Annotated in this window: 28 protein-coding genes; 14 read left to right on the top strand and 14 right to left on the bottom strand. The window is 71.1% G+C overall.

What is annotated here, in order from left to right; all coding sequences use genetic code 11:
- The first annotated feature begins 27 nt into the window (after positions 1–27).
- The 6 genes from ACNYS0_RS16470 to ACNYS0_RS16445 all read left to right on the top strand — a co-directional run bounded on the left by ACNYS0_RS16470 (position 28) and on the right by ACNYS0_RS16445 (position 5,918).
- Positions 28–1,584 (top strand): ABC transporter ATP-binding protein, encoded by a 1,557-nt coding sequence (locus ACNYS0_RS16470; protein WP_422482673.1) that lies wholly within the window; start codon positions 28–30, stop codon positions 1,582–1,584.
- 2 nt (positions 1,585–1,586) lie between these two features.
- Complete coding sequence (locus ACNYS0_RS16465) at positions 1,587–2,738, top strand: ABC transporter permease (RefSeq protein ID WP_422474445.1); 1,152 nt, start codon at positions 1,587–1,589, stop codon at positions 2,736–2,738.
- On the top strand, positions 2,735–3,991 hold the full coding sequence (locus tag ACNYS0_RS16460; RefSeq protein ID WP_422474444.1) for an ABC transporter permease: 1,257 nt from the start codon (positions 2,735–2,737) through the stop codon (positions 3,989–3,991). Before ACNYS0_RS16465 ends, ACNYS0_RS16460 begins: the two co-directional genes overlap by 4 nt.
- Complete coding sequence (locus tag ACNYS0_RS16455) at positions 3,988–4,374, top strand: cytidine deaminase (protein WP_422474442.1); 387 nt, start codon at positions 3,988–3,990, stop codon at positions 4,372–4,374. Before ACNYS0_RS16460 ends, ACNYS0_RS16455 begins: the two co-directional genes overlap by 4 nt.
- 117 nt (positions 4,375–4,491) lie before the next feature.
- The gene (locus tag ACNYS0_RS16450) at positions 4,492–5,043 is read left to right on the top strand and encodes a carboxymuconolactone decarboxylase family protein (protein ID WP_422474440.1); all 552 of its coding nucleotides are present in this window, start codon (positions 4,492–4,494) and stop codon (positions 5,041–5,043) included.
- Positions 5,043–5,918 carry an RNA polymerase sigma-70 factor gene (locus ACNYS0_RS16445; protein ID WP_422474438.1) on the top strand — a complete coding sequence of 292 codons (876 nt, stop codon included), beginning with the start codon at positions 5,043–5,045 and terminating at the stop codon, positions 5,916–5,918. The genes ACNYS0_RS16450 and ACNYS0_RS16445 overlap by 1 nt, the downstream gene beginning before the upstream one ends.
- 75 nt (positions 5,919–5,993) lie before the next feature.
- Here ACNYS0_RS16445 and ACNYS0_RS16440 read toward each other — a convergent pair whose 3' ends face one another.
- On the bottom strand, positions 5,994–6,683 hold the full coding sequence (locus ACNYS0_RS16440; RefSeq protein WP_422482671.1) for a DNA alkylation repair protein: 690 nt from the start codon (positions 6,681–6,683) through the stop codon (positions 5,994–5,996).
- 159 nt (positions 6,684–6,842) lie between these two features.
- Here ACNYS0_RS16440 and ACNYS0_RS16435 point away from each other — a divergent pair, with 159 nt between their 5' ends.
- The gene (locus tag ACNYS0_RS16435; protein WP_422474436.1) at positions 6,843–8,120 is read left to right on the top strand and encodes a thymidine phosphorylase; all 1,278 of its coding nucleotides are present in this window, start codon (positions 6,843–6,845) and stop codon (positions 8,118–8,120) included.
- A 39-nt stretch (positions 8,121–8,159) separates the two neighbouring features.
- Here ACNYS0_RS16435 and ACNYS0_RS16430 read toward each other — a convergent pair whose 3' ends face one another.
- Positions 8,160–9,095 (bottom strand): AEC family transporter, encoded by a 936-nt coding sequence (locus ACNYS0_RS16430; protein ID WP_422474435.1) that lies wholly within the window; start codon positions 9,093–9,095, stop codon positions 8,160–8,162.
- A gap of 97 nt (positions 9,096–9,192) precedes the next feature.
- Here ACNYS0_RS16430 and ACNYS0_RS16425 point away from each other — a divergent pair, with 97 nt between their 5' ends.
- Entirely contained in the window at positions 9,193–9,624 is a 432-nt protein-coding gene (locus ACNYS0_RS16425; protein WP_422474433.1) for an STAS domain-containing protein, read from the top strand.
- Here the strand turns inward: ACNYS0_RS16425 and ACNYS0_RS16420 are convergent.
- Entirely contained in the window at positions 9,535–10,512 is a 978-nt protein-coding gene (locus tag ACNYS0_RS16420) for a sigma-70 family RNA polymerase sigma factor (protein ID WP_422474431.1), read from the bottom strand. The two genes, ACNYS0_RS16425 and ACNYS0_RS16420, sit on opposite strands and share 90 nt — an antisense overlap.
- Positions 10,513–10,639: 127 nt before the next feature.
- Positions 10,640–11,902 (bottom strand): MFS transporter, encoded by a 1,263-nt coding sequence (locus ACNYS0_RS16415; RefSeq protein ID WP_422474430.1) that lies wholly within the window; start codon positions 11,900–11,902, stop codon positions 10,640–10,642.
- A 63-nt stretch (positions 11,903–11,965) separates the two neighbouring features.
- Between ACNYS0_RS16415 and ACNYS0_RS16410 the strand changes: the two genes are divergently transcribed.
- A complete protein-coding gene (locus ACNYS0_RS16410; protein WP_422474428.1) occupies positions 11,966–12,946 on the top strand; it encodes a LysR family transcriptional regulator in 981 nt (326 codons plus the stop codon).
- Between the two features lie 102 nt (positions 12,947–13,048).
- Here ACNYS0_RS16410 and ACNYS0_RS16405 read toward each other — a convergent pair whose 3' ends face one another.
- Positions 13,049–13,801 carry an alpha/beta hydrolase gene (locus tag ACNYS0_RS16405; protein WP_422474426.1) on the bottom strand — a complete coding sequence of 251 codons (753 nt, stop codon included), beginning with the start codon at positions 13,799–13,801 and terminating at the stop codon, positions 13,049–13,051.
- Positions 13,802–13,952: 151 nt separating this feature from the next.
- On the opposite strand from ACNYS0_RS16405, the gene ACNYS0_RS16400 reads away from it, so the two are divergent.
- Positions 13,953–15,119, top strand: a complete 1,167-nt coding sequence (locus ACNYS0_RS16400) for an adenosine deaminase (protein ID WP_422474424.1) — start codon at positions 13,953–13,955, stop codon at positions 15,117–15,119.
- Positions 15,120–15,266: 147 nt separating this feature from the next.
- Positions 15,267–15,593 carry an ATP-binding protein gene (locus tag ACNYS0_RS16395; protein WP_422474422.1) on the top strand — a complete coding sequence of 109 codons (327 nt, stop codon included), beginning with the start codon at positions 15,267–15,269 and terminating at the stop codon, positions 15,591–15,593.
- A gap of 78 nt (positions 15,594–15,671) precedes the next feature.
- On the opposite strand, the gene ACNYS0_RS16390 is transcribed toward ACNYS0_RS16395, so the two are convergent.
- From ACNYS0_RS16390 to afsQ1, 5 genes are all read right to left on the bottom strand, one after another.
- Positions 15,672–15,872: a PspC domain-containing protein gene (locus ACNYS0_RS16390; RefSeq protein WP_422474420.1), complete on the bottom strand. Its 201-nt coding sequence runs from the start codon at positions 15,870–15,872 to the stop codon at positions 15,672–15,674.
- Between the two features lie 87 nt (positions 15,873–15,959).
- Entirely contained in the window at positions 15,960–16,502 is a 543-nt protein-coding gene (locus tag ACNYS0_RS16385) for a VanZ family protein (protein ID WP_422474418.1), read from the bottom strand.
- A gap of 89 nt (positions 16,503–16,591) precedes the next feature.
- Positions 16,592–17,194, bottom strand: a complete 603-nt coding sequence (locus ACNYS0_RS16380) for a hypothetical protein (RefSeq protein ID WP_422474416.1) — start codon at positions 17,192–17,194, stop codon at positions 16,592–16,594.
- Positions 17,191–18,759: an ATP-binding protein gene (locus ACNYS0_RS16375; RefSeq protein WP_422474414.1), complete on the bottom strand. Its 1,569-nt coding sequence runs from the start codon at positions 18,757–18,759 to the stop codon at positions 17,191–17,193. Before ACNYS0_RS16375 ends, ACNYS0_RS16380 begins: the two co-directional genes overlap by 4 nt.
- Positions 18,756–19,433 (bottom strand): two-component system response regulator AfsQ1, encoded by a 678-nt coding sequence (gene afsQ1 / locus ACNYS0_RS16370; protein WP_013001223.1) that lies wholly within the window; start codon positions 19,431–19,433, stop codon positions 18,756–18,758. Before afsQ1 ends, ACNYS0_RS16375 begins: the two co-directional genes overlap by 4 nt.
- Before the next feature lie 286 nt (positions 19,434–19,719).
- Between afsQ1 and ACNYS0_RS16365 the strand changes: the two genes are divergently transcribed.
- Complete coding sequence (locus tag ACNYS0_RS16365) at positions 19,720–20,484, top strand: SigE family RNA polymerase sigma factor (RefSeq protein ID WP_422474412.1); 765 nt, start codon at positions 19,720–19,722, stop codon at positions 20,482–20,484.
- A 176-nt stretch (positions 20,485–20,660) separates the two neighbouring features.
- Here ACNYS0_RS16365 and ACNYS0_RS16360 read toward each other — a convergent pair whose 3' ends face one another.
- Positions 20,661–21,311, bottom strand: a complete 651-nt coding sequence (locus ACNYS0_RS16360) for a uridine kinase family protein (RefSeq protein WP_422474410.1) — start codon at positions 21,309–21,311, stop codon at positions 20,661–20,663.
- Positions 21,312–21,436: 125 nt separating this feature from the next.
- Between ACNYS0_RS16360 and ACNYS0_RS16355 the strand changes: the two genes are divergently transcribed.
- Positions 21,437–21,850, top strand: coding sequence for a hypothetical protein (locus tag ACNYS0_RS16355; protein WP_422474408.1), 414 nt, complete (start codon positions 21,437–21,439; stop codon positions 21,848–21,850).
- A gap of 73 nt (positions 21,851–21,923) precedes the next feature.
- Here ACNYS0_RS16355 and ACNYS0_RS16350 read toward each other — a convergent pair whose 3' ends face one another.
- The 3 genes from ACNYS0_RS16350 to deoC are packed head-to-tail and all read right to left on the bottom strand — an operon-like array spanning position 21,924 to position 25,209.
- Positions 21,924–22,820 (bottom strand): aldehyde dehydrogenase family protein, encoded by an 897-nt coding sequence (locus tag ACNYS0_RS16350; RefSeq protein WP_422474406.1) that lies wholly within the window; start codon positions 22,818–22,820, stop codon positions 21,924–21,926.
- Complete coding sequence (locus tag ACNYS0_RS16345) at positions 22,813–24,249, bottom strand: aldehyde dehydrogenase family protein (protein ID WP_422474404.1); 1,437 nt, start codon at positions 24,247–24,249, stop codon at positions 22,813–22,815. Before ACNYS0_RS16345 ends, ACNYS0_RS16350 begins: the two co-directional genes overlap by 8 nt.
- A 6-nt stretch (positions 24,250–24,255) precedes the next feature.
- On the bottom strand, positions 24,256–25,209 hold the full coding sequence (deoC, locus tag ACNYS0_RS16340; RefSeq protein ID WP_422474402.1) for a deoxyribose-phosphate aldolase: 954 nt from the start codon (positions 25,207–25,209) through the stop codon (positions 24,256–24,258).
- Positions 25,210–25,370: 161 nt separating this feature from the next.
- On the opposite strand from deoC, the gene ACNYS0_RS16335 reads away from it, so the two are divergent.
- Positions 25,371–25,994, top strand: a complete 624-nt coding sequence (locus ACNYS0_RS16335) for a PH domain-containing protein (protein ID WP_422474400.1) — start codon at positions 25,371–25,373, stop codon at positions 25,992–25,994.
- Positions 25,995–26,005 lie beyond the last annotated feature (11 nt).

The following is a 26,005-nucleotide window of genomic DNA, read 5'->3' as shown; positions in this document are numbered from 1 at the left end:
CGACCCCCTTCCCCAGGAGAGTGCGCCATCGCCACGTCAAGCTCCCCTCCCACCACCGTCGCCGTGGAACTCAAGGGCATCACCAAGCGGTTCCCCGGTGTGGTCGCCAACCACGACATCCGCCTCACCGTCCACAAGGGCACCGTGCACGCCCTGGTGGGGGAGAACGGGGCGGGCAAGTCCACCCTGATGAAGATCCTCTACGGCATGCAGAAGCCGGACGAGGGCACCATCACCATCGCCGGGGAGCAGGTCTCCTACTCCTCGCCCGCCGACGCCATCGCCCGCGGCATCGGCATGGTCCACCAGCACTTCATGCTCGCGGACAACCTCACCGTCCTGGAGAACGTCGTCCTCGGCAGCGAGAAGCTGTACGGGATCGGCGGCAAGGCCCGCCGCAAGATCCTGGAGATATCCGAGCGTTACGGCCTCGGGGTGCGCCCCGACGTCCTCGTCGAGGACCTCGGTGTCGCCGACCGGCAGCGCGTGGAGATCCTCAAGGTCCTCTACCGCGGCGCCACCACCCTGATCCTCGACGAGCCGACGGCCGTGCTCGTCCCGCAGGAGGTCGACGCGCTCTTCGACAACCTGCGCGGGCTCAAGGCCGAGGGCCTGTCCGTCATCTTCATCTCGCACAAGCTCGGCGAAGTCCTCTCCGTGGCCGACGAGATCACCGTCATCCGGCGCGGCACGACGGTCGGCACGGCGGTTCCCGCCGAGACCACGTCGAAGCAGCTCGCCGAGCTGATGGTCGGCAGCGAACTGCCCACCCCGGAGACGGCGGAGTCCACCGTCACCGACCGCCCGGTCGTCGAGGTCGACGAGCTGCGTCTCGCGGCGCCGCACGGCGGCAAGCCGCTCCTCGACGGCATCACCTTCACCATCCACGCCGGTGAAGTGCTCGGCCTCGCGGGCGTCGAGGGCAACGGGCAGACCGAGCTGATCGAGGCCCTGATCGGCCTGGAGCACGCGGACAGCGGCACCATCAAGCTGCTCGGCGAGGAGATCACCTCCTGGGCCACCCGCAGGCGCCGCGAGTCCGGCATCGGCTACATCCCCGAGGACCGGCACCGCCACGGCCTCGTCCTGAGCGCCCCGCTCTGGGAGAACCGGATGCTCGGCCATGTCACCGAGCGGCCCAACAGCAAGGGCTTCTGGCTCGACCCGAAGGCCGCGCAGGCCGACACCGAGCGGATCGTCAAGGAGTACGACGTCCGCACCCCCGGCATCGACGTCACCGCGGACTCGCTGTCCGGCGGCAACCAGCAGAAGCTGATCGTCGGCCGGGAGATGAGCCACGACCCGAAGTTCCTGATCGCCGCCCACCCCACCCGCGGTGTGGACGTCGGCGCGCAGGCGCAGATCTGGGACCAGATCCGGGCGGCCCGCCACGAGGGGCTCGCGGTGCTGCTCATCTCGGCCGACCTCGACGAGCTGATCGGCCTCTCCGACACTCTCCGGGTCATCTACGACGGCCGCCTCGTCGCCGACGCCGACCCGGCCGCCATCACCCCGGAGGAGCTGGGATCCGCCATGACCGGTGCGGCCTCGGGCCACCTGGAGCACACGGAAGACGGTGCCTGATCATGAACACCAGTAAGCGCTGGGCCGCCATCGACACGGAGCGGATCCTGCTCGCGGTGGCCGGACCGGTCATCGCCCTGGTCGTGGCGTTCGCCCTGACCGCGGTCGTGCTCGCGGCCTCCGGCGAGAACCCGGTCGAGCCGTTCTCGATCATGTTCGAGCAGGCGACGTTCTCCGACGTCCAGGTGCTCATCATCAATGACGCCGCGGGCCTCTACGTCGGCGCGCTCGCCGTGGCCATCGGCTTTCGGATGAACCTCTTCAACATCGGCGTCGAGGGCCAGTACCGCCTCTCCGCCTGTGTCGCCGCCATCGTCGGCGCGCACATCGCGTTCCCCGCCTTCCTCCAGATCCCGCTGCTGATCCTGTCGGCGGCCCTGACCGGCGCGATCTGGTCCGGCATCGCGGGCATCCTCAAGGTGACCCGCGGCGTCAGCGAGGTCGTCTCCACGATCATGCTGAACTCGATCGCGGCCTCGGTCATCGCCTACCTCACCCTGGAGGACGCCTTCGGCGTCGCCGTCGGCAACAACCGCACCACCGGCGAGATGGACAAGGCCGGCTGGTTCCCCGGCATCAACCTGGGCGACGCGGTCGGCACCATCTACGGCTTCGTCTTCGTCGCGGTCGCCCTGGGCGTCGTCTACTGGGTGATGCTGAACCGCACCCGCTTCGGCTTCGACCTGCGGGCCTCCGGCGCCTCCGACACCGCGGCCGCCGCCTCCGGCGTATCGGCGAAGAAGATGGTCCTCACGGCCATGCTCCTCTCGGGTGCCGTCGCCGGTCTCGCCGGGCTGCCGACGCTGCTCGGCTCGACGCACACCTTCTCCGACTCGTTCCCGGCCGCGCTGGGCTTCAACGCGATCACGGTGGCGCTGCTCGGCCGCAACAGCCCGGTCGGCATGGCGCTGGCCTCGCTGCTCCTGTCCTGGCTGTTCAACGCGGCCGACCCGCTGGACCTCCAGGGCTACAGCTCGGAGATCGCCACGATCATGCAGGGCCTCATCGTGATCGCCGTCGTCGTCTCCTACGAGGCCGTCCGCGTCTGGGGCACCCGCCGCCAGCAGCAGCGCGTCGGCGCCGAACTCGCCGCGGGCCATGTGCTCACCGCCTCCGACAACAACGACAAGAAGCCGGAGGTGGCCGCCCGATGAGTACGGCTCCCGTCCTCGACAAGCCCGCCGCGCCCACGGCGCGGCGCAAGCTCAGCCTTCCTGTCCTGCTCCTGGTCATCGCGGGCCTGCTCTGCCTGGTCTCCGCGGTCCGCCTGATCACCGACGCCAACGGCCTCACCTCCGTCAGCCAGATGTCGACCGCGCTCCAACTCGCCGTACCCATCGGCATGGCGGGCCTCGGCGGCCTGTGGGCGGAGCGCGCGGGCGTCGTCAACATCGGCCTCGAAGGCATGCTGATCCTCGGCACCTGGTTCGGCGCCTGGGCCGGCTACCAGTGGGGCCCCTGGGTCGGAGTGATCGCCGCCCTGATCGGCGGCGCGCTCGGCGGCCTGGTGCACGCCCTCGCCACCGTCACCTTCAACGTCAACCACATCGTCTCCGGTGTGGCCATCAACATCCTCGCCCTCGGCGCCACCCGCTATCTGTCCGTCCTGATGTACGACGGCATGGAGGGCGCCACCTCCCGCCAGTCGCCCGCCGTGCCCTCGCTGGGGGAGTTCACCGTCCCCGGCCTCGCGGACGCCCTCGCCGACCTCAACAAGCAGGGCTGGTTCCTGATCTCGGACATCGCGGGCCTGCTCGGCGGCGTCATGACGGGCGTGTCCTGGCTGACCCTGATCGCGGTGCTCCTCGTCCCCGCGTCGTGGTGGATCCTGTGGCGCACCTCGTTCGGCCTGCGGCTGCGGTCCTGCGGCGAGAACCCGGTCGCGGCCGAGTCCCTCGGCGTCAACGTCATCAAGTACAAGTACGTGGCCGTGATCGTCTCCGGCGCCCTCGCGGGCCTCGGCGGCGCGTTCCTGTCGATGGTCTCCTCCAACTACTACCTGGAGGGCCAGACCGGCGGCCGCGGCTACATCGGCCTCGCCGCGATGATCTTCGGCAACTGGATGCCGGGCGGACTCGCCCTGGGCGCGGGCCTGTTCGGCTACAGCGACACCCTCAAGGTGCGCGGCGGCACGGAGAACACACACGCCCTGCTCCTGCTGATCGCGATCTTGGCGCTCCTCGCGGTGGCCTGGCTGATCTGGAAGAAGAAGTACGTGGGCGCGGTCGTCACCCTGGCTGTCTCGGTCCTCCTCTTCTTCTGGTACTCCTCCACCGATTCGGTACCGAGCCAGGTCGCCACGGCCATGCCGTACGTCCTGACCATGCTCGTCCTGGCACTCTCGGCACAGCGCCTGCGCATGCCGAAGGCGAACGGCAAGCCGTACCGGAAGGGACAGGGCACATGACGGTCGACTGGGACCACCTGAGAGCGGCGGCTCGCGAGGCGATGTCCCGCGCGTACGCCCCGTACTCGGGATTCCCGGTCGGCGCCGCGGCTTTGGTGGACGACGGCCGCACGGTCTCCGGCTGCAACGTCGAGAACGCCTCGTACGGCCTCGGCCTGTGCGCGGAGTGCGGCCTCGTCTCGCAGCTGGTCGCCTCGGGCGGCGGCCGCCTCACCCACTTCACGTGCGTGGACGGCAAGGGCGAGCTGCTGATGCCGTGCGGCCGCTGCCGGCAGCTGCTGTACGAGTTCGGGGGCGCGGGGCTCCTGATGGAGACGGTGGCGGGGGTGCGGACGCTGGGGGAGATGCTGCCGGAGGCGTTCGGCCCGGAGAACCTCGGCTGAGTGCCTGTGCGAGGGGCCCGCGCGGATGTGGATGTCACACGCGCGGGCCCTTCGGTGTCTTCATGTCGAACGGCCGGGAGCAGCCCGGCCGACGAACGGCCCAGGAGGTCGGACACGATGGCGCTGCGCATCGCGAAGGCGGAACTCCCCGAGGAACTGAAGCAGGGCATGGTCGACCAGCTCGGCGCGGTCATGGAGCCCGCCGAAGTGCTCTGGCACAACCCGAAGGTCGCCCAGGACGGCCTCGGTCTCGGCCGCCAGGTCGCCCAGTGGGACGCGGCCGACGAGACCCTCAAGTCGTTCGCGCACATGGCGGTCTCGGCCCAGGTCGGTTGCAGCTGGTGCCTCGACGTCGGCTACTTCCAGGCCCGGAACGAGAACCTGGACCTGAAGAAGGCCAGCCAGGTCCCGCGCTGGCGCACCTCCGACGTCTTCACGCCGCTGGAGCGGGACGTCATGGAGTACGCCGAGGCCATGACCAACACCCCGCCCACGGTCACGGACGAGCTGTACGCGGGCCTGCTGGACCGGCTCGGCCCGGCGGCGATGGTCGAACTCACCACGTACATCGCCTTCGTCAACTTCTCGACGCGCGGCAACACGGCCCACGGCATCAGCTCGCAGGGCTTCTCGGAGGCGTGCGAGATCCCACTGGAGAAGCGTTCTTGATGGAGAACCCGACGGACGACCCCTTCGTCACCCACCGCAGCCTGCTCTTCACGGTCGCCTACGAGATGCTCGGCTCGGCGGCCGACGCGGAGGACGTGTTGCAGGAGTCCTGGCTGCGGTGGGCCGACGCGGACCGGACCGAGGTGCGCGACCCGCGCGCGTACCTCGTCCGGATCGTCACCCGCCAGTCCCTCAACCGCCTGCGCACGCTCTCCCGCCGACGCGAGGACTACGTCGGCCAATGGCTCCCGGAACCGCTCCTGACCAGCCCCGACGTGGCGGAGGACGCCGAACTCGCGGAGAGCGTGTCGATCGCCCTCCTCACGGTCCTGGAAACCCTCGGCCCCACCGAACGCGCGGTCTTCGTCCTGCGCGAGGCCTTCGACGTCCCGTACGGGGAGATCGCCGAGGCCGTCGGCAAGTCGGCGGCCACCGTGCGGCAGATCGCGCGGCGGGCCCGCGACCACGTGGCGGCGCGGCAGCCGCGCGTGAAGGTGGCGCGCGCCGAGCAACAGGCGGTGCTGGAACGCTTCCTGGCGGCCCTGCGCACGGGCAACCTCCACGGCCTGATGGAGGTCATGGCCCCCGACGTCGTCATGATCGCCGACGGTGGCGGCCGCGTGGCGGCGGCGAAGGTCCCGCTGCACGGCGTCGACGTGGTGGCGAAACTGCTGGCGACGGCGCAGGCCAAGGTGTCGACCCTGGCGGCGGCCCCCGCCTGGTTCAACGCCGCCCCCGCGGCCCGCATCGAATTCGACGGCGAACCGTCGGCGATGAGCGTCGTGGTGGACAACGACCGCATCACCCACATCTACGTGATCCGCAACCCGACCAAACTGACGCGCATCAACGAGGAGGCGAACCTGTCCCGGTAGGCCAATCAAGCCCCGACGGCGATTGAGGCGCGGGGTCCGGGGCAGAGCCCCGAGACGTAGGACCGGCGCGGCGCATCAGGACTCCCGCTCACCCCTCCGCACCATCTCCGCGATCCACGTCGGCGCATACGGAGACGTACACCCCGCCGCCACCGGATAATCCGCCAGCACACCGAGCCTCTCGCCGATCGCAACCGCCCGCCCCCGGTGCTCCGCATGCGCGATGCCGAGCTGCGCGAGGCAGGTGTTCATCGCCCACTGCAACCGGTCCGGCGCATCCTTCATCTCCGCCTCGACGACATCGAGCAGCCCCGACAGATCGAGCCCCTCCGGCTTCTTCACCACCCGGTCCGCCGTGAGCGCCCACCCGGCGGCCGCGACCACCGGGTCCTCGTCGCCGAGCCAGGCGAGCCGCAGCGCCTCCGCGTGCGGGCTCTTCTTCACCACGTAATTGATCAGCCAGTCCTGCACCTTCGGAGCCCGGGCCGCCCGCAGCATCGCATCGAGCTCGCCCGCCTCGAACGCCTTCGGCCGGCAGACGAGGAGGGCGAGCAGCCGGGCCGCGGTGTCGCCGGTGTCCCACAGCTCGACCGCGAGGTCCTGCCGCGTCCTGAGGCGCTTGGCGATCGCCCGCAGCTTGCTCAGGTTCACGCCGTGGTCGTCGCCGTGCCGCTCGTTGACGGCGCGGGCCCTCGGGTCCTCGAGCCCGGCCAGCTCGTCGAGCAGCTCGCGCACCGTCGTGGCGGGCGCCTCGGTCTCGGGCACGGCGATCTCCTGTCGGTCACGGGCCTGCACGGCCTCCACGGTACGGCCCGGAGAGGTCCGCGGGACACTTCACGCGGAGCGTCTATGCGCGTAGAGTCGCCGTGCCGTGGGAGCGTGGCGGGGTGCGCCGCGCTGTGCCGAACCGTTGGAGGATTTGCCATGGACGTCATCTCCGTCATCCGTACGAAGCGGGATCGCGGACGCCTCACGGACGCGCAGATCGACTGGGTCGTCGACGCGTATACGCGCGGCGAGGTCGCGGACGAGCAGATGTCGGCCCTGGCCATGGCGATCTTCCTGAACGGGATGGACCGCGCGGAGATCGCCCGGTGGACCGCCGCGATGATCAACTCCGGGGAGCGGATGGACTTCTCGGTGCTGCCGCGGCCCGCCGCCGACAAGCACTCCACCGGCGGCGTCGGCGACAAGATCACTCTGCCGCTCGCGCCCCTCGTCGCTGCCTGCGGCGCGGCCGTGCCGCAGCTGTCGGGGCGCGGCCTCGGCCACACCGGCGGCACGCTCGACAAGCTGGAGGCGATCCCCGGCTGGCGCGCGGACATCACCAACGACGAGATGATGCGCACCCTGAAGGACGTCGGCGCGGTCATCTGCGCGCCGGGCAGCGGCCTGGCCCCCGCCGACAAGAAGCTCTACGCGCTGCGCGACGTCACGGCCACCGTGGAGTGCATCCCGCTGATCGCCTCCTCGATCATGTCGAAGAAGATCGCGGAGGGCACGGGCTCACTGGTCCTGGACGTGAAGGTCGGCTCCGGCGCCTTCATGAAGGAGATCGGCCCCGCCCGCGAACTCGCGCGCACGATGGTCGGGTTGGGCGCCGACCACGGGCTGCCGACCGTCGCCCTCGTCACCGACATGAACACCCCGCTCGGCCTGACCGCGGGCAACGCGCTCGAAGTCCGGGAATCCGTCGAGGTGTTGGCGGGCGGCGGCCCCGCCGACGTCGTCGAGCTGACCCTCGCCCTCGCCCGCGAGATGCTCGACGCGGCGGGCCTGAAGGACGTCGACCCGGCGAAGGCGCTCGCCGACGGCCGCGCGATGGACGCCTGGCGGCGGATGATCGCGGCGCAGGGCGGCGACCCGGACGCGGCGCTGCCGACGGCCCGCGAGACGCACACGGTCACCGCGGCGGAGTCCGGCGTCCTCACCCGCCTCGACGCGATGGGCGTGGGCCTCGCCGCCTGGCGCCTCGGCGCGGGCCGCTCCCGCAAGGAGGACCCGGTGCAGGCGGCGGCGGGCGTGGAACTGCACGCCAAGCCGGGCGACTCCGTCTTCGCGGGGCAGGTGCTCATGACGCTGCACACGGACACGCCGGAGCGGATCCCCTACGCCGTGGAGGCGTTGGACGGCGCGTACGACATCGCACCCGCGGGGACCGGTTTCTCCGCACGCCCCATCGTGCTGGAGCGCATCGCCTGACGGGCAGGCCCCGGGTGGCCGGTCCCGGCGCCGGGCCGGTCACCCCAGCAGCGCCGCCACCACGACCAGCGCGGGCACCGACGCCATCGTCGACAGCAGGATGGACTCCCGCGCCAGGCGCTCGCCCACCCGGTAGTGGCTCGCGTACGTGAAGATGTTCTGGGCCGCCGGAAGCGCCGACGTCACCACGACGTCGAGCAGCCGCGCCCCGTGCAGCCCGAATACGAGGGACGCAAGGGCCCACGCCACCACCGGCTGGCCCACCGCCTTCAGCACCGTCGACAGCAGCACCGGCACCCGGTCCGCGCCCCGGCCGCCCGGCCAGGAACTCCCGCACAGCGAGATCCCGAACGCGATGAGGATCGCCGGGACCGACATGTTCGCGATCAGTTCCAGCGGATCGAAGATCGGGGACGGCACCGTCCAGCCGGTCGCCGACACCAGCACCCCGCACAGCGAGCCGATCGCGATCGGATTCCGGAACGGGGTCAGCAGCCGCTGCCCCCACGAGAGCCGCTCCGTGGCGGTCGCCGACGCCCCCGTCAGGTCGAGCACCGTCAGCGCCACCGGCGTCACCACGAGCTGCTGGAAGAGCAGCACCGGGGCGACGAGCGAGGCGTCCCCGAGGACGTACACCGCGATCGGGATGCCCAGATTCCCCGAGTTCACATAGCTGGAGCAGAGCGCGCCGATCGTGGTCCGGCCCGCGCCCCAGCCGCGTACGACACCCACCGCGATGAACAGGCCGGCCATCGCCGCCGTGGAGAGCGCGGTGACGAGCAGGCTCGGCGACAGGATCACCGCCAAGTCCGCCTTGGCCAGCATCGTGAACAGCAGCGCGGGTGTCGCCACATGGAACGTCAGCTTGGTGAGGACCTCGCGGCCCTCGGCGCCCAAGTGGCCGCGCCGCCCGATGACGTAGCCGACCGCGATGACGATCACGATGACCGCGAAACCGTTGAGTACCCCCTGCACACGTCAAGACTCCGCCGCGGACGGACCGCCGGTCAACGTTGATCCACTATCCGAATCAACGTGATCCGGCCCACGCACCCGCATCCGGACGGGACCGATGAATTCCGCACCGCCGCACGGTCATTCGTACGTGGCCGATTCCTCGCTCCCTCCCGAGTCCTCGCCCGTCGTGGTGCTCGCCGGGCCCGTCCGCTCGGGCGACGCGCCCCGACTGTGCGAACGCCTGCGCGCCGCCCTGCCCGGCGCACCGGCCGTGACCTGCGACGTCTCCGGTGTGACCACCGCCGATCTCCCGACCCTCGACGCGCTCGCCCGGATGCAGCTCACCGCCCGCCGCGCCGGGTCACGGATGGTGCTCCGCGACCCGCCCGCGGGACTCGCCGTACTCCTCGAACTCGCGGGAATGGCCGAAGTCCTGGGGCCGCCCGCCGCCGGGGAGTCAGGCGTCGAGATGGTCCGGGACGCCGAACAGCGGGAACCAGCGCTGCGTGTCGAGGAAGCAGTGATACCCCGCGATCCGCCCCGCTGAGAACTCGATGACCTGGATCGCCCAGGGCGTGAAGCCTCCCTTGTCCGGATCCGGCTTGTAGTGGGCGAACGCCGGCGTCCCGTTCGACACCACCGGCAGCAGGCGCGAACCCGCGCAGGACGCGCCGATCGTGGTCATGAAGCCCGTGATGTCCTCGGGGCCGCGCAGCCACAGGTCGAACGGCGGCATCGTCATGATGGCGTCCTCGGCGAGCAGCTCGGTGAGCGCCTTCATGTCGTAGCCCTCGAACGCCGCGATGTAGCGCTCCAGGAGCTTCTGCTGCTCCTCGTCGAGCGGATTCGCCGTCGCGGAGTCCGCGGGCGGGGCCTCCGCCAGCGTCGCCCGCGCCCGCTGGAGCGCGCTGTTCACCGAGGCCACCGATGTGTCCAGCAGGTCGGCGACCTCCTGGGCCTTCCACGCCAGGACCTCGCGCAGGATCAGCACCGCCCGCTGCTTCGGCGGGAGTTGCTGGAGCGCGGCGACGAACGCGAGCCGCACCGACTCCCGGGCCACGGCCGCCTCCGCCGGGTCGTGCGGCGTCGGCAGCACGCGGGCGTCCGGAATCGGTTCGAGCCACACATTGTCGGGGCGGGGGTTGAGCGCGGCCTGGGCGAGCGGGGCCGCCGCCGTCAGATCCATCGGGCGGGCCCGCTTGTTCCCCGCGTTCAGCGAGTCGAGGCACACGTTCGTCGCGATGCGGTACAGCCACGAGCGCAGCGACGAGCGGCCCTCGAACTTGTCGAAGCTGCGCCAGGCCCGGACCATCGTGTCCTGCACGGCGTCCTCGGCCTCGAACGCCGAGCCCAGCATCCGGTAGCAGTACCCGGTCAGCTCGACCCGGTGCTTCTCCAGGTCGTCGAGACCTGCCTTTGTCGCGGTGTCACTCATTTCAACGCCCCCATCGCCGCTGTGAGTTCCAGCACGACGAAAGCTACCGCAGCCCACTGACAACGGCCCCCCGACCTGGAAAAAGCCCAGGTCAAGAGGGGGCCGCCGGAACGCCAGAGGAAGTTGTTCAGATCGCCGGGCGCATCCGGGCCGCGTACGTGCCCCACAGCGTGATCGCCACGACGCCGAGCACCGCGAGGAAGCCGAGGCCCACCGTCCCCGCCCAGCCCCCGGCGTGGAAGGCGACCGCGCCGACGGCCGAGCCGACGCTGGACCCGACGTAGTACATGCTCTGGTAGAGCGCGGAGGCCTGCGCCCGCCCGTGCGTGGCGGTGTGGCTCACGGAGGACGAGGCCGTCGCGTGGCCCGCGAAGAAGCCCGCCGTGATCAGCACGAGGCCGAGCAGCACGAGAACGATGTTCGGGACGAGGGCGAGCAGCAGCCCCGCCATCGTGGTGCCCGCCGCCAGGTACAGCGTGCCGCGCCGACCGAGCCGCGTGACCAGCCGGCCCGCGGCGGCCGAGGAGACGGTGCCCACCAGATAGACGATGAAGATCGAGCCGACGACGCCCTGCGGGAGCGAGAAGGGCGCGGCGGACAGCCGGTAGCCGATCACCGTGTAGACCCCGCCGAACACCATCATGAACAGCGCGCCGATCAGGTACAGGCGGCGCAGCAGCGGGTTCGCGAGGTGGCTGCCGACCGTGGCGGCAAGGGCGCGCGGGCGCAGCGACCCCGGCGTGAAGTGGCGCGGCGTCGGCAGCAGCATCCGGAACGCGACGGCGCACGCCACCGCGATCACCCCGATCACGCCGACGGCCACCCGCCAGCCCCAGGCCTGCGCGAGCCAGCCGCCGATGATCCGGCCGCTCATGCCGCCGATGGAGTTGCCGGCGACGAACAGTCCGATGGCCGCGACCAGCGCCTTCGGCCGCACCTCCTCCGCGAGGTACGCCATCGCGGACGCGGGCAGGCCCGCGAGGGCGGCGCCCTGGAGCGCGCGCAGCGTGATCAGCGCGCCGAGCGAGGGCGCGAAGGGGACCAGGAGCCCCACCGCGACCGCCACCGTCAGCGAGGCGGTCATCACCGTGCGCCGCCCGAACCGCTCGGACAGCGCGCTCAGCGGCAGCACGCACACCGCGAGCGCGAAGGTCGAGGCGGAGACCGTCCAGGCCGCCGCGCTCGCGCTCGCGCCGTAGTCGTCGGAGATGAGGGGGAGCAGGGCCTGCGTCGAGTAGAGGAGCGCGAAGGTGGCGACTCCGGCGAGGAACAGGGCGAAGCTCATGCGGCGGTAGCCGGGGCCGCCGGGCGTCAGCCGGGTGTCGGCGGTGGGCTGGGAGCAGGCGGCCGCGTCGGTGGAGGCGACCGCCTGGCTACTGGCAGGTGACATGCCCCGAACGTAGGCTCACCTGCATTCATGCGTCCAATGCATGAAGACGCCATAATCGTTCCCATGGAGCATGAGCAGAGGTCGGCGCGGCGCTTGTCACCCATTGGCGACACGGAAGACATCGTCACGCTCCTCGCCCCGCGCCTCGCCCACTTCGCCGGGGCCGCCCGCACCGAGCACGTCACGCGCGCGGCGCAGGAGATGAACGTGCCGCAGTCCACCCTCTCCCGCGCCCTCGTACGCCTCGAACGCGACCTCGGCGTCGACCTGTTCGCCCGGCACGGCCGCACGGTGTCGCTGACCCCCGCGGGCCGTACGTTCCTCGGCTCGGTGGAGCGCGCGCTCGGCGAGATCGAGAAGGCGGTCGAGTCGGTGCGCGCCGACGCCGACCCCGAGTCCGGCAAGGTCGCCTTCGGCTTCCTGCACACCATGGGTACGGAGACGGTGCCCGGCCTGATCCGTGCCTTCCGCGCCGAGCACCCCCGCATCCGCTTCAGCCTCGTGCAGAACTACGGGGAGGCGATGCTGGAGCGGCTGCGCGCGGGCGAGCTCGACCTGTGCCTCACCTCGCCCGTCCCTGACGCGCCCGGCCTGGTCGCGCGCCGCCTCGACGAGCAGCGCCTGCGCCTCGTCGTCCCCGACCACCACCGCCTCGCCGCCCGCAAGCGCATCCGCCTGTCGGAGGCGGCCGAGGAAACCTTCGTCACCCTCGAACCGGGCTACGGTCTGCGCCGCATCTGCGACGACCTGTGCGCCGAGGCCGGGTTCACGCCGCGGATCGCCTTCGAGGGCGAGGAGGCGGAGACGCTGCGCGGCTTCGTCGCGGCCGGGCTCGGGGTCGCGCTCCTGCCGCCGCCGACGGTGCCGCGCCCGGGCGTCGTGGAACTCGCGGTGACGGGCCAGCGGGCGGTGCGCGAGATCGGCGTCGCATGGCTCGACGGCCACCCGGACACCCCACCCGTAGCGGCCTTCAAGAAATTCCTGCTGTCTCGGAGGGGGAAGCTCCTCCCGGAGCACAACACCTCAAGCGCCGACGGCGATTGAGGTGCGCAATTCAAGCCCCGCCGGCGATTGAGGCGCGGGGCCCGGGGCAGAGCCCCGCGACCGCAACCCCGCCCCGCCGCCACACTCACATCCGGCGCCACACTAGAGCGTCCGCCCGAAGCCGGAGGCCAACGGCATCCGCAACCCCAACGGCGGCGGCGCCGCAAACGCATCCCGAAGCGGCCGCGAGAACGGCCGCCCGAACAACGCACCCATCACGAAGTCCACGGCCAGCGAGGCGACTTCGAAACGATGCTGCGCCAGCCCGTGCCCGTCCGAGTGCACCTCGAAGCGGCACACGTCGCGGTTCGTCTTCTTCGCGCGGCCCGCGAGCCGGAAGGACAACTCCGGGTCGGTGCGCCGGTCGTCGGTGCCGTGCACGATGAGGACCCGGCGGCCCGCGAGCTGCCTGACCGGCTCCAGGGGCGCGGCCACATCGTCCTCCGGCAGCCAAGGGGCAAGCGCCAGAACGGAGTTGACGGCCTCGTGGTCGGCCGCGTACAGGGCCGCCCGGCCGCCCATGTCGAGGCCGGCGAGGCAGACCGGTACATCACCGTAGCGGCGCACGACCTCGTCGGCGGCCCACCGGGCGTCGCGCGCGAGTTCGGCCTGCGTCTCGTTCCAGCCGCGGCACCGGTACTGCACGACATGCGCGACCAGGCCCGCGTCGCGCCCCGCGCGCGTGAGGCGGCGCGCGAGCGGGCGAAGGGCCGCCCGGTCCATGGGCGAGGGTCTGCGGGAAGAGGTCTCCTCGCCCGCGGGGAGCAGCAGCACCACGCCGCCCACCGCCCCCGGCACCGGCCCGGCCGCCCTGGCAAGCCGCGCCTCGCGGCCCTGCGTCGCTCGCTGCTGCATGACAGCACAGTGTCAGAAGCCCGGTGCGCGACGCCGGTGGACGGGTCACTGTTGGGTATCGACGGATCATGCCCGTCCACGGGGCTCACCGCATGCAACGAACCGACAACGAACCGCAGCGATCTACGCGCGTAGGAGTTAGAGTGCGGAAATGACGAGCCCGATCACCGCGAACCCCAACAGCCCCCGGGTGCCGACCGCCGAGCAGATCCGCCGTGCGCCCAAGGTGCTCCTGCACGACCACCTCGACGGCGGCCTGAGGCCCGGCACGATCGTCGACCTGGCGCGCGAGCAGGGGTACGAGAACCTGCCGGAGACCGACCCCGACAAGCTCGGCGTCTGGTTCCGCGAAGCGGCCGACTCCGGTTCGCTCGAGCGGTACTTGGAGACGTTCAGCCACACCTGCGCGGTCATGCAGACGCGCGAGGCGCTGTTCCGGGTCGCCGCCGAGTGCGCCGAGGACCTCGCCGAGGACGGCGTCGTCTACGCCGAGATCCGCTACGCCCCCGAGCAGCACCTGGAACAGGGGCTCACCCTCGAAGAGGTCGTCGAGGCGGTCAACGAGGGCTTCAGGGAGGGCGAGCGGCGCGCGAAGGAGAACGGCCACCGCATCCGCGTGGGCGCCCTGCTCACCGCGATGCGGCACGCGGCCCGCGCCCTGGAGATCGCCGAACTGGCCAACTCCTACCGGGACCTGGGTGTCGTCGGCTTCGACATCGCGGGCGCCGAGGCCGGCTTCCCGCCCACCCGCCACCTCGATGCCTTCGAGTACCTCAAGCGGGAGAACAACCACTTCACGATCCACGCGGGCGAGGCCTTCGGGCTGCCGTCCATCTGGCAGGCCCTCCAGTGGTGCGGCGCGGACCGGCTCGGGCACGGTGTGCGCATCATCGACGACATCAAGGTGGAGGCGGACGGCGGCGTACAGCTCGGCCGCCTCGCCTCGTACGTGCGCGACAAGCGGATCCCGCTGGAGCTGTGCCCCTCGTCGAACCTTCAGACCGGTGCCGCGAGTTCCTACGGGGAGCACCCCATCGGTCTGCTGCGAAAGCTGCACTTCAGGGCCACGGTCAACACGGACAACCGGCTCATGTCCGGTACGTCGATGAGCCGCGAGTTCGAGCACCTGGTCGATGCATTCGGTTACACGCTCGATGACATGCAGTGGTTTTCTGTCAATGCGATGAAGTCAGCATTCATTCCTTTCGATGAACGACTGGCGATGATCAATGACGTCGTGAAGCCCGGATACGCCGAGCTGAAATCCGAATGGCTGTTCCGGCAGACCGCTTCCACCAGCGGTTCTGTCGTCGAATAGGGCGTTCCAGGGGGGCGTTGAAACGGTCGGGAACGTTTGTTCCCGGCCGTTTTTCCCGGCGGTTCGCTGTTTGCGGGCGCAGCGAAGGAATGTTTACGGTCGTGGACCGCTCATCCCCCCGTCATCGTCAAGAGGACGCATTTCACAATGAAGCAGTCTGCTGCAAAGACCCTCGGTGTCGCCGCTCTCGGAGCCGCTTTCGCCGCCGCCGGTGCCGGTGCCGCGAACGCTGCCCCGGCCGCCCCCGACGCCACCGACACCGTCGGATCCGTGACCTCCGCCCTCCCGCTCCAGGACGTGGCCTCGACGCTGCCCGCCGCCGAGTCCCTGGGCGGCGCCCAGACCGCGGTCGACAACGGCCTGCACACCGCCGGCCCGGTCGTCGACCAGGCCGCCAAGACGGCTCTGCCCACCGACGGCGGCAACCCCGTCTCCGGGCTGCTCGGCGGCCTGCCGGTCGGCGGCCTCAGCTGACCCGACCCACCGCACACGCCGAAGGGGCGCACCCGCGATCACGCGGGCGCGCCCCTTCGGCGTGGGTGCCGGGGCACGTCACCAGGCCTGGCGGACCTTGTTCTCACTCGGGAACAGGATCCACAGCGCGATGTAGAGCAGGAACTGCGGGCCCGGCAGCAGACAAGAGACCACGAAGATCACGCGCATCGTGCTCGCGGAGGTGCCGAAGCGCCGTGCCAGCGCTGCGCACACTCCGCCGATCATCCGTCCGTTGGTGGGGCGGGCAGGGGCGGTCATGGTGGGCTCCTTCGCGAACCGTGGGTCTTCGGTGTGTGGTGCTTACGTCTTCGAAGGTACCGGCGACAGCCCGGGCAAAACGTCAGCTCACGGGGCGATGCCGACCCTGGGAATCGTCGGGGTCGGACCCTGAGCGGGCTCCTGCGGGGGGAGGGGCCCGACGTCGGCCCTGCGGCGGAGCCGGGAGCGCAGGACGGGCACCACGAGGAGATGGGCGAGCGCGACGCCCACCGTGTTCAGGAGCAGCGAGTCGATGTCCACGACCTGCCCCGGCACCCCGGTCTGGAGCAGTTCGATGCCGAGTGAGATCAGTGCGGCCACGGCGACCGTGCGCACAAGCGAACCCCACGACGACACGTGCAGGCGGCCGCCCGCGACGGGCAGCAGCACGCCGAGCGGGGCCAGCAGCGCAAGCCCCTCGCCGATCCGCAGCGCCGCCTCGCGCCAGCCGAGCGCGAGGTCGGAGCGGATGCCCGCCAGGGGATGCAGGTTCGCCGCGCTGACCCAGGGAACGTCCAGGGGGCGCAGCGTGAACCAGGCAACGAAGAGGAGATGCGCGGCGAGCAGGACGACCCCTGCCGCACGGAAACGGACGGCGGCCCTGTGGCCGCCCGAGCGATGGCGCTGCACGCACCCCTAGACGCCGGGCGCGGGAGGATCGGTTCCGCCGGGGTTGCGCCGAGGTTTCGCCCGTGCTGTGCCGGGCCCGCCCGCGTCCGTCAGTTCAGGGTCTTCGTCGGGGCCGGGATCAGGCCGGGGCGGGCCTTCAGGGCCTGTGAGCAGGTGTACTCGCGGGGTGCGGAGTCGTCGGGACCGCCGAGGATCACGTGCTCGTCGTCCTCCGCCGTGACCTCGCTGGTCGCGAACGTGCAGATGACCTGGGCCAGGGCGTAGGGGGACAGGTCGTCCGGCGGGGCGTTCAGGCGCAGCGCGTCCGGGGGGTCGTCCGCGCGGGGGCCCGAGACCTTGAGGCCGGAGCGGACGTCCGTCGTGTAGCCCGCCGACTTCTCCGCGGCGGACGGGGCCGACGCCAGCTGCGCCAGGAGTTCACGGGCCACCACGACCCGGTCGGAGGACTGGCCGCGCTCCAGAGTGATCGTCCGGTCGACCGTGACCAGCTGCGACGTGCAGACCAGATAGACCTGCACGGGGAACTCGCCGCCCGCCTGGGCCTCCACCTTGTCCGAGCCCGACAGGGAGCAGCCCACACGCGTGGGAGCGGCGCCGAAGTCGGTCGGCACCTCCGTGGGTCGGATCCCGCAGCCCGCGAGCAGCAGCGAGGCGAGGCCGATGAGGGCCAAGGGGCGTACCCGGCGTGTCACTTCGAGGCACCGCCTTGCCGCGCGTCCTTGGCGTCCTCCTCCGTGGCGGAGGCGAGCGGCCCCGCGTCCCGCGGCAGGTGCAGCGTGAACACGGCTCCGCCTTCCGGGGAGTTGGCGGCGCCGATCCGGCCGCCGTGGATCCGGGCGTTCTCCATGGCGATGGAGAGACCGAGGCCGCTGCCCTCCGAGCGGGGCCGCGAGGCGCTCGCCTTGTAGAAGCGGTCGAAGACGTGCGGCAGGACGTCCTCGGGGATGCCCGGTCCGTGGTCGCGCACGGAGATGACGACGTCGTCGCCCTCCACCCGCACCGAGACGCGCACGGGGGACCCGCCGTGCTTGAGCGCGTTGCCGATCAGGTTCGCGAGGATCACGTCGAGGCGGCGCGGGTCGAGGCGGGCGTGGATGCCGCGCTCGGCGTCGAGCTCGACGGCGTCCAGCCAGGCGCGGGCGTCGATGCAGGCGGTGATCTGGTCGGCGAGGTCGACGTCGTCGAGGACGAGCCGGGCGCTGCCCGCGTCGAAGCGGGTGACCTCCATGAGGTTCTCGACGAGGTCGTTCAGGCGCCGGGTCTCGCTGACCACGAGCCGCACGGCCGGTTCGATCATCGGGTCGACGGAGCCGGTCTCGGCGTCGAGCTCCTCCTCAAGGACCTCCGTCACCGCGGTGATCGCGGTCAGCGGCGTGCGCAGCTCGTGCGACATGTCGGCGACGAAGCGGCGCGAGGACTCGTCGCGGGCACTCATGTCCGCGACCTTCTTCTCCAGGTTCTCCGCCGTCTTGTTGAACGTACGGGAGAGCTCCGCCAGTTCGTCCGTGCCGGAGACGCGCAGCCGGGTGTCGAGCTTGCCCTCGCCGAGGCGGCGGGCGGCGACGCCGAGCCGGTGCACGGGCTTGAGCACCGTCGTCGCGGCGGCCTGCGCGAGCAGCGCGGAACCGATGAGGGCGAGCGCGGTGGCGATGCCGAGCGACCAGGCGAGCGAGCCGAGGTCCTTGGCCTCCGGCTCCAGGGACTTGAGCATGTAACCGGTCGGCCCGTCGTCCACGGTGGCGCCGCCGACCAGGTACGGGGTGTCGTCCTGCGTGATCCGCTGCCAGTACAGGTGGTACGCGTGCTTGTTGCCGCCGTTGATCGGCTGCTTCTCGGTGACCGCGTCCTGAAGCGACTTCGGCACGTCGGCGACGGTGAACGCGTCCAGGTCCGAATTGCCCACGACCCGGCGGCCGTTCTCGTCCTTGGCCATGAGCAGCACGCTGAAGTGCTGGCTGCTGCTCGCCATCAGGTTCGCCGCGTGCTGCAACTCGCCCTGCGTGGGCTGTTCGGGAAGGGCCGCAGCCCGGTTCTGCATCTCCTGCTTGAAGTCGCTGAGCGCCGAGTCCTGCGTGCGCGTGAGCACGGCCTCGCGATTGAGCCAGTACGCGATCCCCGACGCGGACACCGCGGCCGTCAGGGCCACGAGCGCGAACACGACGACCAGGCGCAGCCGCAGGCTGGTGAAGCGCAGGCCGGCGAGGAGGGTCTTCTTGGCCGCGGCGGCGCCCCGGAGCTTGTCGTGCGGCTTGGTCACTGAGGCGTGTCCAGCCGGTAGCCCACCCCGCGCACCGTACGGATCAGGGTCGGCGACGACGGCACGTCCTCGACCTTCGCGCGCAGCCGCTGCACACACGCGTCGACCAGCCGCGAGTCACCGAGGTAGTCGTGCTCCCACACCAGGCGCAGCAACTGCTGCCGGGACAGCGCCTGTCCGGGCCGCCGGCTCAGTTCGAGCAGCAGGCGCAGCTCGGTCGGCGTCAGCTGGAGGTCCTCGCCGTTCTTCGTCACCGTCATCGCGGCACGGTCGATCACCAACGAGCCGAACGTCGCTGCGTCGTTGGCCTCCCGCTCGCCGCGCCGCAGCACGGCCCGGATCCGTGCGTCGAGCACGCGCCCCTGCACCGGCTTCACGACATAGTCGTCGGCACCGGATTCGAGGCCCACCACGACGTCGATGTCGTCGCTGCGCGCGGTCAGCAGGATGATCGGCAGTTGGTCGGTGCGCCGGATACGGCGGCACACCTCGAAACCGTCGATGCCGGGCAGCATCACGTCCAGCACGATCAGATCGGGCCGCTGCTCGCGCAGCAGCTTCAGACCGTCCTCTCCGGTGGCAGCGGTGGCAACCCGATGGCCCTGGCGCGTAAGAGACAGCTCCAGGGCCGTACGGATGGCGTCGTCGTCCTCGATCAGCAACAGGGAAGGCACAAGCGCCATTCTGGCCCATCAGAGGCCTTCAGTTCGACCGAGTGTGCGCGTCAGGTGCGGGGAAGCGGCGCGGAGAAGGCCCGCAGGACACCGGCCGGACGCCCGTCGGAGGCCCCGCGGGGGCGCTTCCTCCACGTCCGCTCCCTATGACGGGAGCCGCTGTGACAGGCCTGTGACAGTCGACGGACACCGTCATGAACTCGGCCCGGCAAGCTTTTGGTCATCGCGAAGAAGCACCGCGACGACGACGCAGAAGTATTCGGTACTCCACGACGGGGGGCGCGAGATGAACACGCTGCACAGCACCAACTCAAGCGCGGTTGTCACGCGTCTGCACGACATGGGCCGAGTGGTTTCCGAGCGTCACGAGAAGTCCGGCGCTGTGAGCGGGCGGGGGTGCGTTCGCGGCGCCGGGCGGCAGCACACCGGGATCATGACGGTGGTCGACCAGCGGGGAACGGTGACCGAGGGGGGTCACGGGGGAGCCGCGTACAGGGGGGACTCGGGGGAGCAGCGCCGGACGTCCTTGTCGGAGGCCGAGTTCACGGCTTACGTCCAGGAGCGCCGCGCCTCCCTGTACGCCACCGCCTACCACCTGACCGGTGACCGGTTCGAGGCCGAGGACCTGTTGCAGAGCGCGCTGTTCTCGACGTACCGGGCCTGGGACAGGATCAGCGACAAGGCGGCCGTGGGCGGCTACCTGCGTCGCACCATGACGAACCTGCACATCAGCGCGTGGCGCCGCCGCAAGCTGAACGAGTACCCGACCGAGGAGCTGCCGGAGACGGCCGGCGACACGGACGCGATGCGCGGCACCGAGCTGCGCGCGGTCCTGTGGCAGGCGCTGGCCCGGCTGCCCGAACTCCAGCGCACCATGCTGGTCCTTCGTTACTACGAGGGCCGCACGGACCCGGAGATCGCGGAGATCCTCGACATCAGCGTGGGCACGGTGAAGTCCAGCATCTGGCGCTCGCTGCGGCGACTGCGCGAGGACGAGGTGCTGAGCTTCGGGCGTGACCAGGAGGAGTCCTTCGGCGAGCTCGTCGCCTGAAGGCCGGGGGGAACGGGGCCCTGTTCGGGGGAGCGGGGTTCAGCACGGGGGAAGTACGGGGGAGCAGTAGGGGGGAGTGGGCGGGACTGGAAGGCCGGGGGGTCTTTCCGGTCCCGTTCCGCATCTCCGGGCTCCCCGTGGTCGGCGTCTCGGGGCTCTGCCCCGGACCCCGCGCCTCAATCGCCGGCGGGGCTTGATCCAGCCCGCGCCTTCACGCAACGCCCCGCCGCGGCCGCCGCCACCCGGCCGAGCGCCTCCTCCTTGCCGCACGCGTGCGCGCCGAGCGCGACCTGGCGGGCCACGATGGACCGCTCCGTGCGCATCAGGCGCCAGCCGCGCCGCAGCAGGAACGGCACCGACTTGCGGCCCTCCTTGAGGTCGCGCAGCAGCCGGCGGCGGAACGTCGTCGACGGACGGCCGCGCAGGCACAGCGCGTCGGCGAGCACGCCCAACTCCCGGCAGCGCTCCACGATGTCCGCCGCGAAGATGCCCTCCGCGATGAACAGCGGCGTGCGCTCGATGTCCAGCGTCTCCTCGCCCACCCGCGCGCTGACGGAGATGTCGTAGACGGGAACGCTCGTCCGGCCCTTCGCGCACAGCGCCACGATCGCGGCGACGGCGACCTCGGAATCCCAGGACAGCGGCGAGTCCCAGTCGATGTCCGAAGTGCCCTCCACCAGCGGCAGCGTGGGGTCCCCCGCCTCCTTGTAGAAGTCGTCGAGGCACAGGACGGGCAGCCCGGAGCGGGCCGCGAACGACGACTTGCCGGAGCCCGAGGGGCCACAGAGCAGGACGACCCGCGTCGGTATCGGAGGATGCGAACTCACGAGACACCAGTGTGAGGCATGACGACCCTGTCGCCGCCCCGCGTGGTGCCGTTGTGGCACGCACCACGCCAACTACCCTGTGTACGCACATGATTACACAGGCGAAAGGTTTCGGGCGGAACACCATGGCACGACACGCAGACCAGCAACCCATTTCCTCCGTGCGGCGCACCCTGATGCGCGTCGGACTCACCGTGACCGCGGCGGGCGCGGTCGTCGCCGCCGGAGGCGCCTCCGCGAGCGCGGCGCCGATCCCGCTGCCGCAGACGCAGACCGGTGACGAGAACCTCGACGGGGCGGCCGCGGGCGTCTCGACGGCGCTCAACTCGGCGACGTCGAACGGTCTCGGCACGCTGAAGAAGCTGCCCATCGACCCCCTGGCCAATACGGGCGTCGACCCGCTGGACAACGCGATCGGCACCCAGGTCGCGGACTTCGTACCGGTCAGCACGGCCGCGGTCACCGGTCCTGTGGCCTCGGGGGCCTCGCTGGAGGAGCTGCCCGTGGTGGGCCCCGCGACGAGCGTGCTGCCGGGCTGACCGGCATGACAGCGGCCCCGGCTCCTCCTGGACGGCGGAGGAGCCGGGGCCGCTGTCGGCCCTCGTACGGGCCCTAGTACGCGGAGCCGGACGCGCCCAGCGAACCCGTCGGGTGCCAGACCGTCTTGGTCTCCAGGAAATACGTCAGGCGGTCCGTGCCCGGGTCCGCCGCGAAGTCCTCCACAGGCTGTGGACGGCGCACGCGCTTCAGGTTGTCGGCGGCCGCGATCTCCAGCTGCTTCGCGAGATCGGTGTCGGCGCCGGTCAGGTCGATGCCGTTCACGTCCTGGTGCGCGGCGAGCGACGGCGCGATCTCGGCCGCCTTGCCGGACAGGATGTTCACGACGCCGCCGGGCACGTCCGAGGTCGCGAGCACCTCGCCGAGGGAGAGCGCGGGGAGCGGGGACCTCTCGCTGGTGATCACGACGGCCGTGTTGCCGGACGCGACGACCGGGGCGATCACCGAGACGAGACCGAGGAGCGAGGAGTCCTGGGGCGCCAGGACGGCCACGACGCCCGTCGGCTCGGGCGTGGACAGGTTGAGATACGGGCCCGCCACCGGGTTCGCCCCGCCGACGACCTGGCCGATCTTGTCGGTCCAGCCCGCGTACCAGACCCAGCGGTCGATCGCGGCGTCCACGACGGCCGCGGCCTTCGACCTGCTCAGGCCCTCCGCCTCGGCAACCTCGCGCGCGAACTGCTCGCGGCGGCCCTCCAGCATCTCGGCGACGCGGTAGAGCACCTGCCCGCGGTTGTACGCCGTCGCGCCCTGCCAGCCGCCGAAGGCCTTGCGGGCGGCGACCACGGCGTCACGGGCGTCCTTGCGGGAGGACAGCGGGGCGTTGGCCAGCCACTCGCCGCTCTTGCGATCCGTCACTTCGTACACCCGGCCGCTCTCGGAACGCGGGAACTTCCCGCCGACGTACAGCTTGTAGGTCTTGAAGACGCTCAGGCGGTTGGGCTCAGACATCGAGGTAGGCCTCCAGACCGTGGCGGCCGCCCTCGCGGCCGAAGCCCGACTCCTTGTACCCGCCGAACGGCGAGGTCGGGTCGAACTTGTTGAACGTGTTGGCCCAGACGACCCCGGCGCGGAGCTTGTTCGCGACCGCGAGGATGCGCGAGCCCTTCTCCGTCCAGATGCCGGCCGAGAGGCCGTACTGCGAGTTGTTGGCCTTGGCGACGGCCTCGTCCGGCGTGCGGAAGGTGAGCACGGACAGGACCGGGCCGAAGATCTCGTCGCGGGCGACGGTGTGCGCCTGCGTGACGTTCGTGAAGAGCGTCGGCGCGAACCAGTAGCCGGAGGAGGGGAGTTCGCACGGTGCGGACCAGCGCTCGGCGCCCTCGGCCTCGCCCTGCTCGGTGAGTGCGGTGATGCGCGCGAGCTGCTCGGCGGAGTTGATGGCGCCGATGTCGGTGTTCTTGTCGAGCGGGTCGCCGAGGCGGAGGGTCGCCAGGCGGCGCTTGAGGGAGTCGAGCAGCTCGTCCTGGATCGACTCCTGGACCAGGAGGCGGGAGCCCGCGCAGCAGACCTGGCCCTGGTTGAAGAAGATGCCGGTGACGATGCCCTCGACGGCCTGGTCGATGGGGGCGTCGTCGAAGACGATGTTCGCGCCCTTGCCGCCGAGTTCGAGCGTCAGCTTCTTGTCCGTACCGGCGACGGTGCGGGCGATCTCCTTGCCGACGGCCGTGGAGCCGGTGAAGGCGACCTTGTTCACGTCGGGGTGGGCGGTGAGCGCCGCACCCGCGTCGCCGTAGCCGGGAAGGATGTTGACGACGCCCTTCGGCAGGCCCGCCTGGCGGCAGATGTCCGCGAAGAAGAGGGCGGACAGCGGGGTCGTCTCGGCGGGCTTCAGCACGACCGTGTTGCCGGTCGCGAGCGCCGGGGCGATCTTCCACGCCAGCATGAGCAGCGGGAAGTTCCACGGGATGACCTGGCCCGCGACGCCGAGCGGAGCCGGGTTCGGGCCGAAGCCCGCGTGGTCGAGCTTGTCGGCCCAGCCCGCGTAGTAGAAGAAGTGCGCGGCGACGAGCGGGAGGTCCGCGTCCCGCGTCTCCTTGATCGGCTTGCCGTTGTCCAGGGTTTCGAGGACCGCGAGTTCGCGGCTGCGCTCCTGGATGATGCGGGCGATGCGGAAGAGGTACTTGCCGCGCTCGGCGCCCGGCAGCGCGGACCACTTCCCGAAGGCCTTGCGGGCGGCCTTCACCGCGCGGTCCACGTCCGCCTCGCCGGCCTGCGCGACCTCGGAGAGGACCTCCTCGGTCGACGGCGAGACGGTCTTGAAGACCTTGCCGTCGGCGGCGTCGGTGAACTCGCCGTCGATGAAAAGGCCGTAGGAGGGCGCGATGTCGACGACGGAGCGCGACTCGGGCGCCGGAGCGTACTCAAATACAGATGCCATGGGTGATCAGTCCACCGTCACGTAGTCGGGACCGGAGTAGCGGCCTGTCGCCAGCTTCTGACGCTGCATCAGCAGGTCGTTCAGGAGGCTGGAGGCGCCGAAGCGGAACCAGTGGTTGTCGAGCCAGTCCTCGCCCGCGGTCTCGTTCACGATGACCAGGAACTTGACGGCGTCCTTGGAGGTGCGGATGCCGCCCGCGGGCTTCACGCCGACCTGTACCCCGGTCGCGGCGCGGAAGTCGCGGACGGCTTCGAGCATGAGGAGGGTGTTCGCGGGGGTGGCGTTGACGCCGACCTTGCCCGTCGACGTCTTGATGAAGTCGGCGCCCGCCAGCATGCCGATCCAGCTCGCGCGCCGGATGTTGTCGTACGTCGAGAGCTCGCCGGTCTCGAAGATGACCTTGAGCCGGGCGGCGCCGGAGGCCTCCTTCACCGCGCGGATCTCGTCGTGGACCTTCATGTAGTCGCCCGCGAGGAAGGCGCCGCGATCGATGACCATGTCGATCTCGTCCGCCCCCGCGGCCACGGCCTCCCGTACGTCCCCGAGCTTGACCTCGAGGGCGGCGCGGCCGGCCGGGAAGGCGGTCGCGACGGAGGCGACCTTCACGTCCGTGCCGGCGACGGCGGCCTTCGCGGTGGCCACCATGTCGGGATAGACGCAGACCGCGGCCGTGCGCGGCGCGCCGCGGTCGGTGGGGTCCGGGTTGACCGCCTTCGCGCCGAGGGCCCGGACCTTGCCCGGGGTGTCGGCGCCTTCCAGGGTCGTCAGGTCGATCATCGAGATGGCCAGGTCGATGGCGTACGCCTTCGCCGTGGTCTTGATGGAACGGGTCCCGAGCGAAGCGGCTCGCGCCTCCAGGCCGACCGCGTCGACGCCGGGCAACCCGTGCAGGAAGCGGCGCAGCGTGCTGTCGGACGCGGTGACGTCGCTGAGAGCGGGTGCGGGTGCAGAACTGGGCATGGTCACGAGGGGAGCATATCTACGCGCGTAGCGGCTTGTACAGGTCGGGGTTTACGGTTCGCGGCACCGTGGTTGCGGTCTCGGGGCTCTGCCCCGGACCCCGCGGGCTCTCGTTCGAAGGGCGGGCTTGATCTGCTTGACGGGTCGGGCACAATCGAGCCATGACGAGCAGCCAGACCACGCCCCCGCAGGCACGTGACCGGACCTATCGGTCTCCCGCCGGTATCGCGGGCGGCGTCGCGCTGATCCTGATGGGCGCCTGGCTGGGCGGCGATGTGTTGGTCGGCGGGGACGGGCAGGCGTCGTGGACGGTGCTCGCCGCGCTGCTGTGCGTCGTGCCGCTCGTCGTCGCGTTCACGATCCGGCCGGCCGTCTTCGGGAACGAGGACCGCCTGCGGGTGCGCAACCCGTTCCGTGACATCACGCTGCCGTGGGCCGCGGTCTCCGGCTTCAAGTCCGGGTACTCGAACGAGGTGATCGACCAGGCGGGCACCAAGTACCAGCTCTGGTCCATCCCGGTGTCGCTGCGCGGCCGGCGCAAGGCGCAGCGCCAGCAGCTGCGCGCGGCCAAGGGCGGCCGTACGCCCACGGGGGCCAGCGGCCTCCCGGTGACCGAACAGCGCTCGCCCGGCGACCAGGCCATGGACGAACTCCGCGAACTCCACGAGACCCGCGCCGCGGCCGAGACGTCCCAGGGCACCCCGAAGATCCGCTGGGCGTACGAGATCATCGCCCCGGCGTTCGTGGGTGCCGTACTCCTCGTGGTTCTGATCGCGCTGGGCTAGCCACATATTGA

This window comes from Streptomyces anthophorae, assembly GCF_049310305.1.
GTDB lineage: Bacteria > Actinomycetota > Actinomycetes > Streptomycetales > Streptomycetaceae > Streptomyces.
This window is presented reverse-complemented; position numbering and strand designations above follow the sequence as displayed.

Excerpts from the sequence above, each read along its gene's own strand:
- ACNYS0_RS16435 (WP_422474436.1), top strand. The coding sequence starts at position 6,843 with ATGGACGTCATCTCCGTCATCCGTACGAAGCGGGATCGCGGACGCCTC.
- ACNYS0_RS16420 (WP_422474431.1), bottom strand. The coding sequence starts at position 10,512 with ATGAGTGACACCGCGACAAAGGCAGGTCTCGACGACCTGGAGAAGCAC.
- ACNYS0_RS16465 (WP_422474445.1), top strand. The coding sequence starts at position 1,587 with ATGAACACCAGTAAGCGCTGGGCCGCCATCGACACGGAGCGGATCCTG.
- ACNYS0_RS16395 (WP_422474422.1), top strand. The coding sequence starts at position 15,267 with ATGAAGCAGTCTGCTGCAAAGACCCTCGGTGTCGCCGCTCTCGGAGCC.
- ACNYS0_RS16445 (WP_422474438.1), top strand. The coding sequence starts at position 5,043 with ATGGAGAACCCGACGGACGACCCCTTCGTCACCCACCGCAGCCTGCTC.
- ACNYS0_RS16460 (WP_422474444.1), top strand. The coding sequence starts at position 2,735 with ATGAGTACGGCTCCCGTCCTCGACAAGCCCGCCGCGCCCACGGCGCGG.
- ACNYS0_RS16400 (WP_422474424.1), top strand. The coding sequence starts at position 13,953 with ATGACGAGCCCGATCACCGCGAACCCCAACAGCCCCCGGGTGCCGACC.
- ACNYS0_RS16350 (WP_422474406.1), bottom strand. The coding sequence starts at position 22,820 with ATGTCTGAGCCCAACCGCCTGAGCGTCTTCAAGACCTACAAGCTGTAC.
- ACNYS0_RS16455 (WP_422474442.1), top strand. The coding sequence starts at position 3,988 with ATGACGGTCGACTGGGACCACCTGAGAGCGGCGGCTCGCGAGGCGATG.
- ACNYS0_RS16405 (WP_422474426.1), bottom strand. The coding sequence starts at position 13,801 with ATGCAGCAGCGAGCGACGCAGGGCCGCGAGGCGCGGCTTGCCAGGGCG.
- ACNYS0_RS16335 (WP_422474400.1), top strand. The coding sequence starts at position 25,371 with ATGACGAGCAGCCAGACCACGCCCCCGCAGGCACGTGACCGGACCTAT.
- ACNYS0_RS16410 (WP_422474428.1), top strand. The coding sequence starts at position 11,966 with ATGGAGCATGAGCAGAGGTCGGCGCGGCGCTTGTCACCCATTGGCGAC.
- ACNYS0_RS16365 (WP_422474412.1), top strand. The coding sequence starts at position 19,720 with ATGAACACGCTGCACAGCACCAACTCAAGCGCGGTTGTCACGCGTCTG.
- deoC (WP_422474402.1), bottom strand. The coding sequence starts at position 25,209 with ATGCCCAGTTCTGCACCCGCACCCGCTCTCAGCGACGTCACCGCGTCC.
- ACNYS0_RS16415 (WP_422474430.1), bottom strand. The coding sequence starts at position 11,902 with ATGTCACCTGCCAGTAGCCAGGCGGTCGCCTCCACCGACGCGGCCGCC.
- ACNYS0_RS16450 (WP_422474440.1), top strand. The coding sequence starts at position 4,492 with ATGGCGCTGCGCATCGCGAAGGCGGAACTCCCCGAGGAACTGAAGCAG.
- ACNYS0_RS16355 (WP_422474408.1), top strand. The coding sequence starts at position 21,437 with ATGGCACGACACGCAGACCAGCAACCCATTTCCTCCGTGCGGCGCACC.
- ACNYS0_RS16425 (WP_422474433.1), top strand. The coding sequence starts at position 9,193 with ATGAATTCCGCACCGCCGCACGGTCATTCGTACGTGGCCGATTCCTCG.
- ACNYS0_RS16345 (WP_422474404.1), bottom strand. The coding sequence starts at position 24,249 with ATGGCATCTGTATTTGAGTACGCTCCGGCGCCCGAGTCGCGCTCCGTC.
- ACNYS0_RS16390 (WP_422474420.1), bottom strand. The coding sequence starts at position 15,872 with ATGACCGCCCCTGCCCGCCCCACCAACGGACGGATGATCGGCGGAGTG.